This is a genomic window from Kitasatospora sp. NPDC024654, assembly GCF_055559155.1.
The window spans coordinates 34,536-48,741 of the sequence record NZ_JBVHLF010000007.1 but is presented as its reverse complement, the minus strand read 5'-3'; the positions used below and the strand labels follow the sequence as shown (position 1 = coordinate 48,741).

General features: G+C 72.8%; 14 protein-coding genes and 1 riboswitch. Of the genes, 10 read left to right on the top strand and 4 right to left on the bottom strand.

The window, feature by feature from the left end; genetic code table 11:
- Positions 1-180: 180 nt before the first annotated feature.
- From mltG (ACZ38L_RS06385) to ACZ38L_RS06375, 3 genes are all read left to right on the top strand, one after another.
- Positions 181-1,380: an endolytic transglycosylase MltG gene (mltG, locus tag ACZ38L_RS06385; RefSeq protein WP_465689789.1), complete on the top strand. Its 1,200-nt coding sequence runs from the start codon at positions 181-183 to the stop codon at positions 1,378-1,380.
- A gap of 185 nt (positions 1,381-1,565) precedes the next feature.
- Positions 1,566-3,422, top strand: a complete 1,857-nt coding sequence (gene mltG, locus ACZ38L_RS06380; RefSeq protein WP_465689787.1) for an endolytic transglycosylase MltG — start codon at positions 1,566-1,568, stop codon at positions 3,420-3,422.
- Between the two features lie 98 nt (positions 3,423-3,520).
- Positions 3,521-4,414 (top strand): shikimate dehydrogenase, encoded by an 894-nt coding sequence (locus ACZ38L_RS06375; RefSeq protein WP_465690005.1) that lies wholly within the window; start codon positions 3,521-3,523, stop codon positions 4,412-4,414.
- A gap of 368 nt (positions 4,415-4,782) precedes the next feature.
- Here the strand turns inward: ACZ38L_RS06375 and ACZ38L_RS06370 are convergent, their stop codons facing one another.
- Complete coding sequence (locus tag ACZ38L_RS06370; protein WP_396565904.1) at positions 4,783-5,037, bottom strand: CBU_0592 family membrane protein; 255 nt, start codon at positions 5,035-5,037, stop codon at positions 4,783-4,785.
- A 17-nt stretch (positions 5,038-5,054) separates the two neighbouring features.
- A riboswitch (guanidine-III (ykkC-III) riboswitch) is annotated at positions 5,055-5,119 on the bottom strand.
- A gap of 181 nt (positions 5,120-5,300) precedes the next feature.
- Here ACZ38L_RS06370 and aroC point away from each other — a divergent pair.
- The 6 genes from aroC (at position 5,301) to ACZ38L_RS06340 (ending at position 10,281) form a co-directional block, all read left to right on the top strand.
- Entirely contained in the window at positions 5,301-6,485 is a 1,185-nt protein-coding gene (gene aroC / locus ACZ38L_RS06365) for a chorismate synthase (protein WP_465689785.1), read from the top strand.
- Positions 6,482-7,018, top strand: coding sequence for a shikimate kinase (locus ACZ38L_RS06360; RefSeq protein ID WP_465689783.1), 537 nt, complete (start codon positions 6,482-6,484; stop codon positions 7,016-7,018). Before aroC ends, ACZ38L_RS06360 begins: the two co-directional genes overlap by 4 nt.
- Positions 7,015-8,106, top strand: a complete 1,092-nt coding sequence (gene aroB, locus ACZ38L_RS06355) for a 3-dehydroquinate synthase (RefSeq protein ID WP_465689781.1) — start codon at positions 7,015-7,017, stop codon at positions 8,104-8,106. Before ACZ38L_RS06360 ends, aroB begins: the two co-directional genes overlap by 4 nt.
- Positions 8,103-8,543, top strand: coding sequence for a type II 3-dehydroquinate dehydratase (gene aroQ / locus ACZ38L_RS06350; protein WP_396565897.1), 441 nt, complete (start codon positions 8,103-8,105; stop codon positions 8,541-8,543). The genes aroB and aroQ overlap by 4 nt, the downstream gene beginning before the upstream one ends.
- 77 nt (positions 8,544-8,620) lie before the next feature.
- Positions 8,621-9,442, top strand: coding sequence for an AAA family ATPase (locus ACZ38L_RS06345; protein ID WP_465689779.1), 822 nt, complete (start codon positions 8,621-8,623; stop codon positions 9,440-9,442).
- Between the two features lie 32 nt (positions 9,443-9,474).
- Positions 9,475-10,281, top strand: a complete 807-nt coding sequence (locus ACZ38L_RS06340; RefSeq protein ID WP_465689777.1) for an Fpg/Nei family DNA glycosylase — start codon at positions 9,475-9,477, stop codon at positions 10,279-10,281.
- Between the two features lie 133 nt (positions 10,282-10,414).
- Here ACZ38L_RS06340 and ACZ38L_RS06335 read toward each other — a convergent pair whose 3' ends face one another.
- The gene (locus tag ACZ38L_RS06335) at positions 10,415-10,861 is read right to left on the bottom strand and encodes a MarR family winged helix-turn-helix transcriptional regulator (protein WP_465689775.1); all 447 of its coding nucleotides are present in this window, start codon (positions 10,859-10,861) and stop codon (positions 10,415-10,417) included.
- An 86-nt stretch (positions 10,862-10,947) separates the two neighbouring features.
- Between ACZ38L_RS06335 and ACZ38L_RS06330 the strand changes: the two genes are divergently transcribed.
- Positions 10,948-11,904, top strand: a complete 957-nt coding sequence (locus ACZ38L_RS06330; RefSeq protein ID WP_465689773.1) for a quinone oxidoreductase family protein — start codon at positions 10,948-10,950, stop codon at positions 11,902-11,904.
- Here ACZ38L_RS06330 and ACZ38L_RS06325 read toward each other — a convergent pair.
- Together ACZ38L_RS06325 and ACZ38L_RS06320 are read right to left on the bottom strand one after the other, a co-directional pair.
- Positions 11,891-13,291, bottom strand: a complete 1,401-nt coding sequence (locus tag ACZ38L_RS06325; protein ID WP_465690003.1) for a lipase maturation factor family protein — start codon at positions 13,289-13,291, stop codon at positions 11,891-11,893. The genes ACZ38L_RS06330 and ACZ38L_RS06325 overlap by 14 nt on opposite strands.
- Positions 13,292-13,381: 90 nt before the next feature.
- A complete protein-coding gene (locus ACZ38L_RS06320) occupies positions 13,382-14,200 on the bottom strand; it encodes an SAM-dependent methyltransferase (RefSeq protein WP_465689771.1) in 819 nt (272 codons plus the stop codon).
- Positions 14,201-14,206: the final 6 nt, after the last annotated feature.

Below are 14,206 nucleotides of genomic sequence, written 5' to 3'. Positions count from 1 at the left end.
GGCTACGCAGCGCCCCGGAGAGGCAGGAGGGGGGGTCGGCGGGTTACCTTGTGCAGGCGTGGAGTGGGTGGTTGGTTTTTCTTGCTCGGTCTTCTCTGTGGGGGCCCGTCCGGACGCGTCCGGACGGGCCCCTGACGTTTCTCATCCGACGTCCCATCGGCAGACGGGAGGCCCACCGGCATGGACCAGGACCTGGCGCCCGGGCTGACCCCGGGCCACCTCGGAGCCCCGGTGCACGAGCCGGAGCCCGAGCCGCTGCGGTGGGAGCGGTCGTCGTGGGAGCGGCCATCGGGGTCGGAGCCGCCCAAGCCGCCGTCCGGTCGGACCGGTCTGGCCTGTGGGATCACCGCGCTGCTGCTCTCGCTGCTGGCCGGCTCGACGGTGCTGGTGGGCCTGCGGTACTTCGGTTCGTTCGACTCCAGTCCGGCGGCCGACTACACCGGCGGCGGCACCGGATCGGTGCAGATCTCGGTCCCGAAGGGGGCGAGCCTCACCAAGATCGGCCAAATTCTGGTGCAGAACCAAGTGGTGGCCAGTGTCAAGGCCTTCACAACCGCGGCCTCGCTCTCCTCGGGCCAGCACATCCTGCCCGGCACCTATCCGCTCAAGCACGAGATGTCCGCGGCTGCCGCCCTGAACGTGCTGGACAATCCGTTCAACGCCAACGGCCTCACAGTGCCCGAGGGTTGGCGGGCGAGCCAGATCTACGCGGCGATCGACCAGCGGCTGCGGCTGCCGGCCGGCACCGCGCAGCGCACCGCCCAGGAGCACCAGGGCGACCTCGGCCTGCCCGACTTCGCCGGCGGAAACCTGGAGGGCCTGCTCTTCCCCGCCACCTACGGCGTCACCAGCGAGACCAGTGCGCTGGCTCTGCTTCAACAGATGGTCAAGCAGGCCGGCACCGAGTTCAACGGCGAGGGCCTGACCGGTGAGGCGAGCGCGCTCGGGATCACCCCCTACCAGGCGCTGGTGGTGGCCAGCCTGGTCCAGGGCGAGGCGGACAACCGCGACGACATGGCCAAGGTGGCCCGGGTGATCTACAACCGGCTGGGCCGGAAGATGCCGCTCCAACTCGATTCCACCATCAACTACGCACTCGGTCGCACCACTCTGCACACCACCGTCACCGACACCAACCTGAACTCGCCGTTCAACACGTACCAGCACAGCGGCCTGCCGCCGACCCCGATCGACAACCCCGGCCACGACGCGCTGGACGCCGCGCTCAACCCGGCGCCGGGTGACTGGCTCTACTTCGTGACGGTCAGCCCCGGGGACACCCGCTTCACGGACAGTGAGCAACAGCACAGAAAGAACGTCGCCGACTTCAACGCCTACCAGGCCCAGCACCCCTCGGAACCCAGTCCCAGCACGGGGTGACGGCCTCCGGGGGTCCCCGGAACCGACAGGTCGGGCACCAAGCGCCCGAAACGGGCGGTACCTTGCGGTACGGTAACGTCTCCCCCCAGATGTTGCGCTAGCACGCCGGTTCGAGATCGTGCCGGGACGCCGTCCCGGACGGTCGGTCCGATCCACCGTCCGTCTCCGTCGGCATAAGGGATTCGATGACTGATCAGGGTCGGGGCTACGGCTCCCAGCCGTGGCACCCCGCCGAGCTCGGCCACCCGGAGCAACACTTCGGCGGAGCGGAGTACGCGGCGCAGGACTCCTACGCGCAGCCGCAGGACGTCTACGGCCAGGGGCAGTACGTACTGCAGGGGCAGGGCTACGCGCCGCCGCAGGGCTACCCGTCGCAGGAGGGCTACGCGCAGCAGCCCGAGCAGTACGCGGCGTACCCCGGGCAGCAGCCGATGCCGCAGGATCCGTACGGCGGGCAGCAGTGGCAGCAGCAGGCCCAGCCGGGTTTCCCGCAGCAGCAGACCGGCCAGCAGCAGACCGGCTACCCGGCGCCGGGCGCGCCGCAGGGCTACCCGCAGCAGGTCCCCTTCCCGCAGCAGCACCAGCCGGTGCACGACCAGGTCCAGCGGCCGATGCCCGGGCCGGCGCCGGTTCAGGCAGCTGTTCAGGTGCCGGTTCAGGCCCCGGCCGGGCCCGGGCCGGACGGCATCGACTGGGAGGCCGCGGCCGCGGCGCTGGACGATCCGCAGGCCGGGTACGTCGAGGGGTACGAGGACGGGCTGTACGAGGACGGCCTGTACGTCGAGGAGGGTGCCGAGGACGGGCACCTCGGCGAGGACTACGTCGGCGAGGACTACGCCGAGGGGGAGCTGCCGGAGGGCGAACCCCTCGACGGCGACGAGGCCGAACACGAGTCCTTCTTCGGCGCCGTCGAGGAGGACAACAGCCGCGAGGCCCAGCGCAAGCGCAAGGAGAAGGGCAAGAAGTCCGGCCGGCGCAACCGCGGTGCCTGCCTGGTGGTCGCCCTGGTACTGCTGGGCGGCGCGGGCGGCGCGGGCTGGTTCGGCTACGGCTTCTACAAGAGCCACTTCGGCCCGCCGCCGGACTACACCGGCAACGGCACCGGCTCGGTCACCGTGACGATCGCCCCGGGGGCCGGCGGCGCCGACATGGCGCAGACGCTGCTGGCGGCCGGCGTGGTGAAGAGCGCGGGTGCGTTCACCGACGCCTACAACAAGAACCCGCAGGCGATGGGCATCCAGGCGGGCAGCTACACCATGCACAGCCAGATGTCCGGTGCCGCCGCCGTGCAGCTGCTGGTCTCCGCGGCCGGCGGGAACGCGCTGATCGTGCCCGAGGGCAAGAAGGCCGTCGACATCTACGCGATGATCGACACCAAGCTCAAGCTGGCCGCCGGCACCACGGCCGGCGTGGCCAAGTCGCAGGTCGCCAACCTCGGTCTGCCGGCCTACGCGGGCAACAACCCCGAGGGCTTCCTCTGGCCGACCAAGTACTCGATCACCCCGGGCATGCAGCCGCTGGACCTGCTCAAGCAGATGGTCGCCAACGCCAACCAGGAGTACTCGCAGGTGATCACGCCCGCGCTGATCCAGCAGGCGGGCCTGAAGACCACCTACGACGTGATCACCGAGGCGAGCATCCTGCAGGCCGAGGGCAACAACTCGCAGGACTTCGGCAAGATGGCCCGGGTCATCTACAACCGCCTGAACACCGACGTCACCCACCACACCCTGGGCATGGACACCACGCTGCAGTACTCGGTGGGCTCGACTGCGCTGACCAAGGCGCAGATCAACGACGGTTCGAACAAGTACAACACCTACATCAACCCGGGCCTGCCGCCGACGCCGATCTCCAACCCCGGCGACGAGGCGATCCAGGCGGTGCTCAACCCGACGCCGGGCACCTGGGCGTACTTCATCGCGATGAGTCCGACCGAGACGCTGTTCTCGACTTCGTCGACCGACTTCGCGGCGAACGTCAAACAGTACTGCACCTCGCACGGCCAGGCCTTCGACGCACAGGCCGTGCACTGCGAGTGACCGAGCGTCGTGTGTCACGGGCGGGCGGTGGCCGTCCTGAGCGATAGGAGTGCCGAACAGCCATGACCAGCCAGCAGCCGACCACCGGCGGGCAGTTGATGACGGGTGGGCAGTCGACGGCCGGTGGGCGGTCGACCGCCGGCGTACGGTCGGTGACCGGTCGGCGCCACCGGGCCGCCGTGCTCGGCTCGCCGATCGCCCACTCGCTCTCGCCGGTGCTGCACACCGCGGCCTACCGGGCGCTCGGGCTCGACGACTGGGAGTACGGCCGGTTCGAGCTGGGCGAGGACGACCTGGCGGGGTTCCTGGCCGGACTGGAGCCGGGCCTCTGGGCGGGCTTCTCACTGACCATGCCGCTCAAGCGGGTGGTGATCCCGTTGCTGGACGAGGTGAGTCCGACCGCACTGGCGGTGGAGGCGGTGAACACCCTGGTCTTCGAGGCCGACGGGCGGCGCACCGGGGACAACACCGACGTGCCCGGGCTGGTCGCGGCGCTGCGTGAGCGGGGGATCGGGCAGGTCCCGGCGGCGGCGGTGCTGGGGGCCGGGGCCACCGCCTCGTCCGCGCTGGCCGCGCTGGCCCAGCTGTGCACGGGCGAGGTCACGGTGTACGTGCGCAGCGCCGAGCGGGCGCGCGAGATGCGGGTACTCGGCGATCGGCTCGGGGTGCCGGTGCGGACGACGGACTGGGCGCGCGGGGCCGAGGCCCTGGCCGGGCCGCTGACCGTGTCGACCACCCCGGTCGGGGCGACGGACGGGTTCGCGGCCGGCCTGACGGGCGCGCCCGGCGCGCTCTTCGACGTGCTGTACCACCCGTGGCCGACCGCACTGGCCGCGGCCTGCGCCGAGCGTGGCGGGATCGTGCTGGGTGGGCTGGACCTGTTGGTCCATCAGGCGGTGCTGCAGTGCGAGCGGTTCACCGGGATCACCCCGGGACCGCTGGCGGCGATGCGGGCGGCCGGCGAGACCGCGCTGGCTGAGCGGGAGCACTGAGCCGGCATCGCGAGAGCGGTGCTCGCTGGTGAGAGCGGCGCTCATCGGTGAGAGCACTGCTCACGGGTGAGGGCAGCGCTCTGATATGAGAGTGGCGCTCTGCCACGGTGCCGGTCGCTGCCCGGTGGCGCGAGCAGCGGGCGGGCGTGAGCGTGCTGCGCGGGGTCGAGAGCGCTGCGCGGGGTCGAGAGCGATGCCCAGTGACGAGAGCAGTGTTCCGGCGAGTTGTGTCGCCCAGACGTGAGAGCAGTGCTTGCAGTCGAGAGCGGTGTTCCACAATGAGAGCACCGCTCCATCCGACCCCGGTGCGAGAGCGGCGATCACCAACAGGAGGCGATCACCTACGAGAGCGGTGCTCCAAAACGCGATCAGTGCTCAGCGGCCCGTGGTTCGCGCCCGCGCAGTACGGTCACCAATCCGGCCAGCGACACCAGCGCCCAGACACCCTCCAGCAACAGGAAGCCCCACTGCGCGGTGACCGCGGCCTGGGCCGCCAGCACGCCCGAGCCGGCCAGGTTCAGCACCAGATAGCCGCGGGACTTCGTGTTCAGCCGGCCGCGCTGCGCCAGCGCGAACGGGATCAGCACCAGGATCGACCCGATGATCTGGATCAGCTGCTCCATGACGGCACCCTCCAAGGGCTGCGTCGTCTTGTCCCTCCGGGTACGGCGCGTCTCGTCCGGTGGCCGCTGGAGCGCGGTCCACGTCCATTGTGCCCCACCGCCCCGGCTGTCCGTCCCGGTGTCCGCCACGCGGACCTCGACCCGATCCCGCCCCCGGACGTGAAAGGATTCGGAAGAGGGCCCACCGCAAACGGGCCCGCTCGGGAAACCCGGCCGGAACCGCGCCCAGCAGCCGCGGCCGGACCGCTGACGAAGGAGCACCGTTGGGTACGTTGCGCTGGCTGACCGCGGGGGAGTCGCACGGCCCCGCACTGGTCGCGACGCTGGAGGGTCTGCCCGCGGGCGTGCCCGTGACCACCGCGATGGTGGCGGACGCGCTGGCGCGGCGGCGGCTGGGTTACGGGCGCGGCGCGCGGATGAAGTTCGAGCAGGACGAGGTGACCTTCCTCGGCGGGGTCCGGCACGGCCTGACCATGGGCAGCCCGGTGGCGGTGATGGTCGGCAACACCGAGTGGCCGAAGTGGCAGCAGGTGATGGCGGCCGACCCGGTCGACCCCGAGGTGCTCGCGGGTCTGGCCCGCAACGAGGCCCTCACCCGCCCCCGGCCCGGCCACGCCGACCTGGCCGGCATGCAGAAGTACGGCATCGACGAGGCGCGTCCGATCCTGGAGCGGGCCAGCGCCCGGGAGACCGCGGCGCGGGTCGCGCTCGGCACGGTGGCCCGTTCGTACCTGCGGGAGACCTGCGGCATCGAGCTGGTCTCGCACGTGGTGGAGCTTGGCGCGGCCAAGGCGCCGGCCGGCGTGCTGCCGCTGCCGGTGGACGAGGCGCGGCTGGACGAGGACCCGGTGCGCTGCCTGGACGCGGACGCCTCGAAGCGGATGGTGGCCGAGATCGACCAGGCCCACAAGGACGGCGACACCCTCGGCGGCGTGGTCGAGGTGCTGGCGTACGGCGTGCCGGTGGGTCTGGGTTCGCACGTGCACTGGGACCGCCGGCTGGACGCCCGGCTGGCGGCCGCGCTGATGGGCATCCAGGCGATCAAGGGCGTGGAGGTCGGCGACGGCTTCGAGCTGGCCCGGATCCCGGGCTCGCGGGCGCACGACGAGATCGTGCCGACCCCGGACGGCGTCCGGCGCGCCTCGGGCCGTTCCGGTGGCACCGAGGGCGGGCTCTCCACCGGCGAGCTGCTGCGGGTCCGCGCGGCGATGAAGCCGATCGCCACCGTGCCGCGGGCGCTGCGGACCCTGGACGTGCGGACCGGCGAGCCGGCCAAGGCGCACCACCAGCGTTCGGACGTCTGTGCGGTTCCGGCGGCCGGGATCGTCGCGGAGGCGATGGTGGCGCTGGTGCTGGCGGACGCGGTCTGCGAGAAGTTCGGCGGCGACCACGTGGCCGAGACCCGCCGCAACGTGCAGAGCTACCTCGACCACCTGATCATCCGGTGAGCGGGCGAATCGGGCGTACGGCCGGCCCGGTCGTGGTGCTGGTCGGCCCGCCCGGGGCCGGGAAGAGCACGGTGGGCCGGCTGCTCGCCGAGCGCCTCGGCAGCACGTTCCGTGACACCGACACCGACATCGAGGCACTGGCCGGCAAACCGATCCCGGAGATCTTCGTCGACGACGGCGAGCCGCACTTCCGCGCCCTGGAGGTGCGGGCCGTCAGGACCGCGCTGGAGGAGCACGACGGCGTGCTGGCGCTCGGCGGCGGCGCGGTCATGGCCGAGGCCACCCGCGCGCTGCTGGCCGGCCGTCCGGTGGTCTTCCTGGAGGTCGCCCTGCACGACGCGGTCAAGCGGGTCGGTCTGGACGCCCCGCGTCCGCTGCTCGCGGTCAACCCGCGGGCGGCCTGGCGCGAGTTGATGGCGGCCCGCCGGCCGCTGTACCTGGAGGTCGCCGCTGCCGTGATCAGCACCGAGGGGCGCACCCCGGAGCAGGTCGCGGACGCGGTGCTGGAATCCCTGGAGTTGAAGGAAGCATGAGCAGCAGCACGGTCACCATCCAGGTCGGCGGTTCGGCCGGCCACGCGCCGTACGACGTGCTGGTCGGGCAGCAGCTGCTGGGCGAACTCGCCGGGCTGATCGGTACCCAGGCCCGGCGGGTGGCGGTGATCCACCCGGAGGCGCTGGCCGCCACCGGTGACGCGATCCGCGAGGACCTGGCCGCCGAGGGGTACGAGGCGATCGCGCTCCAGGTGCCGAACGCCGAGGAGGCCAAGAGCGCCGAGGTCGCCGCGTACTGCTGGTCGGTGCTCGGACAGACCGGCTTCACCCGCTCCGACGTGATCGTCGGCCTGGGCGGCGGCGCCACCACCGACCTGGCCGGCTTCGTCGCCGCGACCTGGCTGCGCGGGGTGCGCTGGATCGCCGTGCCCACCACGTTGCTCGGAATGGTGGACGCGGCGGTCGGCGGCAAGACCGGGATCAACATCGCCGAGGGCAAGAACCTGGTCGGCGCCTTCCACCCGCCGGCCGGGGTGCTGGCCGACCTGGCCACCCTGGAGACCGTGCCCAGGCACGACTACGTCTCCGGCCTGGCCGAGGTGATCAAGTGCGGCTTCATCGCCGACCCGGTCATCCTCGACCTGGTGGAGGCCGACCCGCAGGGCGCCACCACGCCGGCCGGCCCGCACACCGTGGAGCTGATCCGACGGGCCATCCAGGTCAAGGCCGACGTGGTCTCCGGCGACCTCAGGGAGGCCGGGCTGCGCGAGATCCTCAACTACGGCCACACGCTGGCGCACGCCATCGAGCGCAACGAACGCTACAAGTGGCGGCACGGCGCGGCGGTCTCGGTCGGCATGGTGTTCGCCGCCGAACTCGGCCGGCTGGCCGGGCGGTTGGACGACGCGACGGCGGACCGGCACCGCTCGGTGCTGGCCTCGGTCGGCCTGCCGCTGAGCTACCGGGCGGACGCCTGGCCGAAGTTGCTGGACGCGATGAAGATCGACAAGAAGTCACGCGGCGACCTGCTGCGCTTCATCGTGCTGGACGGCCTGGCCAAGACCTCGGTACTGGAGGGCCCGGACCCGTCGCTGCTGGTCGCCGCGTACGCGGAGGTCGCCAAGTGACCACCGTCCTGGTGCTCAACGGCCCCAACCTCGGCCGGCTCGGCAGCCGCGAGCCGGACGTCTACGGCGCCACCTCGTACGCCGGCCTGGTCGAGCGTTGCACCGCGCTCGGCAAGGAGCTGGGCTTCGAGGTCGAGGTGCACGAGACCAACTCCGAGCGGCAGATGATCGAGTGGCTGCACCGGGCGGCCGACGAGCGGCTCCCGGTGGTCATCAACCCCGGCGCGTTCACGCACTACTCGTACGCGATGCGCGACGCCGCCGCCCAGCGCACCGCGCCGCTGATCGAGGTGCACATCTCCAACCCGTACGCGCGCGAGGAGTTCCGGCACACCTCGGTGATCGCCGCGATCGCCTCCGGCACCATCGCGGGCTTCGGTCTCGGCTCGTACGAACTGGCCCTGCGCGCCCTGGCCGAGCAGCTCACCACCCGGTAGCGGCGGTCGGCGGCCCGGTGGCGGACTGGGCCCGCCACCGGGCCGCCGTGTAATCTCCCCGGCAGGGAGGTGTGTCCATGACGCAGTACGCAGGGGGTGGGCCGCTGCCCCCACGACCGCTGACCCCGCCCCCGCCGGTGCCGCCCCGGCAGACCGTGCAGCCGTGCCCGGACGCGGAGGGGGACCGGCCCGCGCTGCCTCCGGCGCCGTCGCGTCCGCCCGCGCCGCGACCCGCGCCCGGGCCGGTGCTGTCCGCCGCCGTACAGCCGGGCGCCACCGGGCACTTCGTGATGCCCACCGGCACGCCGGTACAGCTGCCCGCCGGGGTCCCGGCCAGCCACCCCGGCCCGCTCGCGGTGCTGCTGATCGGTCCGGCCGGCGCCGGCAAGACCACGGTCGCCCGGCACTGGGCCGAGCGGCGGCCGACCACTACCGCGCACATCAGCCTGGACGACGTCCGCGAGTGGGTGCAGTCCGGCTTCGCCAACCCGCAGTCCGGCTGGAACAGCTCCTCCGAGGCCCAGTACCGGCTGGCTCGCCGGACGTGTGGCTTCGCGTGCCGCAACTACCTCGCCAACGACATCTCCTGCATCATCGACGACGCGGTCTTCCCGGACCGCCCGGCGATCGGACTGGGAGGCTGGAAGCGGCACATCGGCCCCGGCATGATCCCGGTGGTGCTGCTGCCGGGACTGGACTCGGTGCTGGCGCGCAACGCCCGGCGCAGCGGCAACCGCCGGCTCAGCGACGAGGAGGTGGCCCGGATCCACGGTCGGATGGCCGGCTGGTACAACTCCGGGTTGCCCATCATCGACAACTCCCAACTCGACGTGGCGGCCACCGCCGACGCCCTGGACCGGGTCATCGCGGCTCGCCTGGCCGGCCACCCGAGCCGCTGAACCACCTTTCCCCGCAAGAGAGTTGATTCACCATGCCCGAAGGCCACATCCTGCACCGGCTCGCCGCGGAACACCTGCGGGCGTTCGGCGGCGAGCCGGTCGCGGTGGCCAGTCCGCAGGGCCGGTTCACCGCCGGCGCGGCGCTGCTGGACGGGCGCGTCCTGGAGACGGCCGAGGCGGACGGCAAGCACCTCTTCCTCGGCTTCGGTGACTCCTGGCTGCACGTCCACCTCGGCCTGTACGGCGTGTTCGGCTTCGGCGCGGCCCCCGCGCCCGCCCCGGTCGGCCTGGTCCGGCTGCGGCTGGAGAACTCCGCGCACTTCGCCGACCTGCGCGGCCCGACCACCTGCGAGGTGCTCACCCCGGGTGAGAAGGACGCGGTGCACGCCCGGCTCGGCCCCGACCCGCTGCGCGCCGACGCCGACCCGGACCGCGCCTGGTCGCGGATCTCGCGCAGCCGCAGCACCGTCGCGGCGCTGCTGATGGACCAGAAGGTGCTGGCCGGCGTGGGCAACGTCTACCGGGCCGAGGTGCTCTTCCGGCACGGCATCAGCCCGCACCGGGCCGGCCGCGACCTCACCCGGACCGAGTGGGACGCCATCTGGGTCGACCTGGTCGCCCTGATGCGCGAGGGCGCGGCGATCGGCCGGATCGACACCGTCCGCCCCGAACACACCCCCGAGGCGATGAACCGCCCGCCCCGGGTCGACGACCACGGCGGCGAGGTCTACGTCTACCGCCGCGCCGCCCAGCCCTGCCTGGTCTGCGCCACCGAGGTCCGCACCGAACCCCATGCCGCCCGCAACCTCTTCTGGTGCCCCGGCTGCCAACAGCACTGACGGCGGGATCCCCTGCCCACGGGGGCGAGCGCGGGAGGCGAGAGGATCACGATCCCGCCGGCGGGCAACGCTCTTCGACCGGCGAACCCGGTGCGGCCGGTTGGTCGGGCTCGCACCCCACCGGCGCGGGCCGTCAGCCGTCGATCTGGATCAACTTCCTGACCAACCGCAGCAGTTGGTCCCGTTCGTCGGCCTCCAGCGGCGCCAGCAGCTCCGCGTTGGCCTGGTCGCCCAACTCCTGTAGCCGGGCCAGCAGTTCGGCTCCGGCGGGGGAGAGGGTGATCGCGTTCTTCCGGGCGTCCCGTGGGTCCTTGCCGCGTACCACCAGCCCCTTGGCTTGCAGGTCGTTCAGCACGCCGACCATGTCCTTGGGGTCGATCCGCACCGTGCGCGACAGCTCCGCCTGGGCGACCGGGCCCAGCTCGGCGACCGCGCAGAGCACGGCGTGGTGACCCATCCGGAAGCCCTCGCGGCCCAGGTGCTCGGCCACCAGGCGATGGGCGAGCGCGCCGGCCCGGCCGAGCAGCCAGCTGGGCAGGGTCTGCAGGCGGGAGAGCGGAGCATCGGTCACGACCCGCATCCTAGCCGAAAATCCGTTGGATGCACCAATGATTCTGCTCTATCGTTGGGTCTGCCAACGATCGTCCGGCGAGGGGAGACGCAGCCATGCGCAAGGTCAGGTTCCACACCCACGAAGGCCCCGGGGCGCTGCGGCTCGACGAGGTGCCCGAGCCCGTTCCCGGCGCCGGTGAGGTGCTGTTCCGCACCGAGGTCGCCGGGGTCAGCCGGACGGTGCTGCCGGTGCTGCGCGGGGTCGGCGAGGTGCCGCTGCCCGCATCGCCCGGCGGGGGCGTGGTCGGCCGGATCGTCGCGCTCGGCCCCGGCGTGGACGGGCTACGGGTGGGGCAGCGGGTCGGCGGCATCGCGGCCGAGCCGTACGCCGAGCTGGCGGTGGCCTCGCCCGCGCTGCTCACCCCGGTGCCGGAGCAGGTCGGCGCGGCCGACGCGCTCGGGCTGGTGCACGGCGGCCTGGTCGCGCTGGCCGCGCTGCGGGTCGGACGGTGCGAGGAAGGCGAGTCCGTGCTGGTCACCGCCGCGGCCGGTGGGGTCGGCCATCTGATCGTCCAACTGGCGAAGGCGCTCGGCGCGGCCCGGGTGGTGGCCGCCGTCGGCTCGCCGGAGAAGGCCGGGTTCCTGCGCTCCCTGGGCGCCGACGAGGTGGTGAGCTACCAGGACACCGACTGGGGAGCCCCGGTCGACCTGGTGCTGGAGGGGGCCGGCGGTGAGATCCTGCCGCGGGCGCTGGGCGCGCTGGTGCCGTTCGGCCGGTTGGTCACCCTGGCCGGGTCCGGCGGCACGCTGGACGCCGGGGCGGTACTCCGCTCGGCGGCCACGGTGACCGGCCTCTCGATGGGACGGCTGGCCCGGCACCGGCCCGCCGTGGCGGCGGAGATCCGGGCCGAGCTGTGGCGGCTGCTGGCCGACGGGCGGGTGCGGCCGGTCAGCACGGTGCACCCGCTGGAACGGGCGGCGGAGGCGGTGGCACTGCTGGAGTCCCGGGCCAACCTGGGCAAGGTGGTGCTCGCCACCGCGCCCACCACCCCCGCGCTCACCCCCGCCTGACCGGCGCCAGGTACTCGCGCACCCGGCGCCGCTCCCACCACGCGCCGGAGCGGCGCAGCTCGCGCCAGTCGGTGTAGCGGTAGTGGTACAGCACCGCCCGGACGTGGGTCGGCGGCTCGTCGGGGAAGGGGTTGTGGCGCAGCAGCCGCAGCGTCGCCGGGTCGTTGACCAGCAGCCGGGCGACGAACGGGCGGAACCACGGCCGGGCGTAGCCGGGGGAGATCGCGGCGAACCACATCAGCCAGTCCAGCCTCAGGTGGTAGGGCGCGAACTGGCGCGGCAGCCGGCGCACGTCCCCCGGCTTTCCCCGGAAGCCGTACTCCCGCCAGACCGTCTCCCGGGTGATCAGCGGCTCGTCGGTACCCTCCACCACCACCTCGTAGCGGACCCGGTTGATGCTGCCGAAGGCGCCGTAGGTGTTGACCAGGTGCAGCCGGTTGAACGACATGTTCATCGCCTGGTGCCGGGAGAGCAGGTTGCGGGCCGGCCAGTAGCTGAGCACCACCACCAGCGCGGTGACCGCCAGCACCAGCACTTCGAACCAGAGCGGCGCGCCGGCGCTGGTCACCGTGCCGTGCGGCAGCCGCACCGCGGACCACGCCAGTGCGATGGTCAGCCAGTTGAGCCAGGCGAAGTTGCCGGAGCAGACCAGCCAGAGCTGGGTGACGATCACCACGGAGCCCGCCACGGTGGCCGCCGGCTGGGGCAGGAAGAGGCCGACCGGCACCAGCAGCTGGGCGACGTGGTTGGCGGCCGTCTCCACCCGGTGTAGCGGGCCGGGCAGGTGGTGGAAGAACCAGCTGAGCGGCCCGGGCATCGGCTGGGTCTCGTGGTGGTACTTGAGGCAGGTGAGGTCGCGCCAGCAGGAGTCGCCGCGCAGCTTGATCAGCCCGGCGCCGAACTCGACCCGGAACAGCAGCCAGCGCATCAGCACCAGCACCGGCAGCGGCGGCGCCACCGTGGCGTTGCCCAGGAAGGCGGCCAGGAACCCGGCCTCCAGCAGCAGCGACTCCCAGCCGAAGGAGTACCAGACCTGCCCGACGTTGACGATCGACAGGTAGAGCACCCAGAGCGCGGCCCACCAGAGCATCGAGGTCCAGAGCGGTACCAGGTCGCCGGCGCCGGCTACCAGGGCCGCCGCCAGCACCGCGCCGGTCCACGCCACGGTCGCGAAGCGGCGGTCCGAGTAGCCGTAGTGGAAGAGGCTGGGTGAGTGCCGGAACGGGACGGCGGCCAGGAACCGCGGCACCGGGAGCATCCCGTGCTCGCCGATCAGCGCCCGGAACTGCCGGGCCGCCGCCAGGAACCCGATCAGGTAGACCGCGGCCAGCAGCCGCAGCAGGACCAGCCTGCTCAGTCCGTACGCCGGCGCGTTGAACCACTCCACGCGCCCCATCCCTACCATCCTCGCCGGCGGCGCCCGGGGCCGCCGCGCCTGCCCGGGCCCCGGACGGCCGAGCCGCCCGGCGGAGCCGGCTCAGGGCTTGCGGGCCACCGCGGCGTAGTAGTACGCGGAGTCGACGTCCACCCCCTCGGCCGCGCCGCCCCAGGCCAGCACCGGGACCACGCCCGGCGCGACCGGCTCCAGCCCGTCCAGGAAGCGGGTCACCTCGGCCCGGCCGCGCGGGGTGAGCGGGACGTGCGCGTGCTCGGCGGCCCGCACCGCCACGGCCACCTCCTCGGGCGCGAAGTCGCCGCTCGGGTGGGTCAGCGCCAGGCAGCTGCCCGGGGGCAGCGCGTCCACCAGGGTGCGCACCATCGCCCACGGGTCCTCGGCGTCCCGGAACAGCATCAGCACCGCGACCAGCAGCAACCCGACCGGCTGCGCCCGGTCGATGATCTGCGCGAAGACCGGGTGGTCCAGGATCTCGGCGGGCTCGCGCAGGTCGCCCAGGATGAACGAGGTCCGCCCGGCCGGGTGGCTGGAGATCATCGCCCGGGCGTGCGCCAGCACGATCGGGTCGTTGTCCACGTAGAGCACCCGGGACTCCGGCGCCAGCGCCTGGGCCACCTCGTAGGTGTTGCCCGCGGTCGGGATCCCGGTGCCGATGTCCAGGAACTGCCGGATGCCCTGCTCCACGACCAGGTGGCGGACCGCTCGGCCCAGGAAGTCCCGGTTGGCCCGGGCCATCGCCCGCATGTTCGGCACCGCGGCGATGATCTGCTCGGCCAGCTCGCGGTCGGCCGGAAAGTTGTCCTTGCCACCCAACCAGTAGTCGTAGACCCGGGCCGAGTGGGCGACGCTGGTGTCGATCTCGACGGGCTCCCAGGCGCCCGGCGTGCGGGACTCGGTCACGGCGCT

Bases quoted from the DNA above. Each gene is read 5' to 3' on its own strand.
- mltG (WP_465689789.1), top strand. From the start codon at position 181: ATGGACCAGGACCTGGCGCCCGGGCTGACCCCGGGCCACCTCGGAGCC.
- mltG (WP_465689787.1), top strand. From the start codon at position 1,566: ATGACTGATCAGGGTCGGGGCTACGGCTCCCAGCCGTGGCACCCCGCC.
- ACZ38L_RS06375 (WP_465690005.1), top strand. From the start codon at position 3,521: ATGACGGGTGGGCAGTCGACGGCCGGTGGGCGGTCGACCGCCGGCGTA.
- ACZ38L_RS06370 (WP_396565904.1), bottom strand. From the start codon at position 5,037: ATGGAGCAGCTGATCCAGATCATCGGGTCGATCCTGGTGCTGATCCCG.
- aroB (WP_465689781.1), top strand. From the start codon at position 7,015: ATGAGCAGCAGCACGGTCACCATCCAGGTCGGCGGTTCGGCCGGCCAC.
- ACZ38L_RS06345 (WP_465689779.1), top strand. From the start codon at position 8,621: ATGACGCAGTACGCAGGGGGTGGGCCGCTGCCCCCACGACCGCTGACC.
- ACZ38L_RS06340 (WP_465689777.1), top strand. From the start codon at position 9,475: ATGCCCGAAGGCCACATCCTGCACCGGCTCGCCGCGGAACACCTGCGG.
- ACZ38L_RS06335 (WP_465689775.1), bottom strand. From the start codon at position 10,861: ATGCGGGTCGTGACCGATGCTCCGCTCTCCCGCCTGCAGACCCTGCCC.
- ACZ38L_RS06330 (WP_465689773.1), top strand. From the start codon at position 10,948: ATGCGCAAGGTCAGGTTCCACACCCACGAAGGCCCCGGGGCGCTGCGG.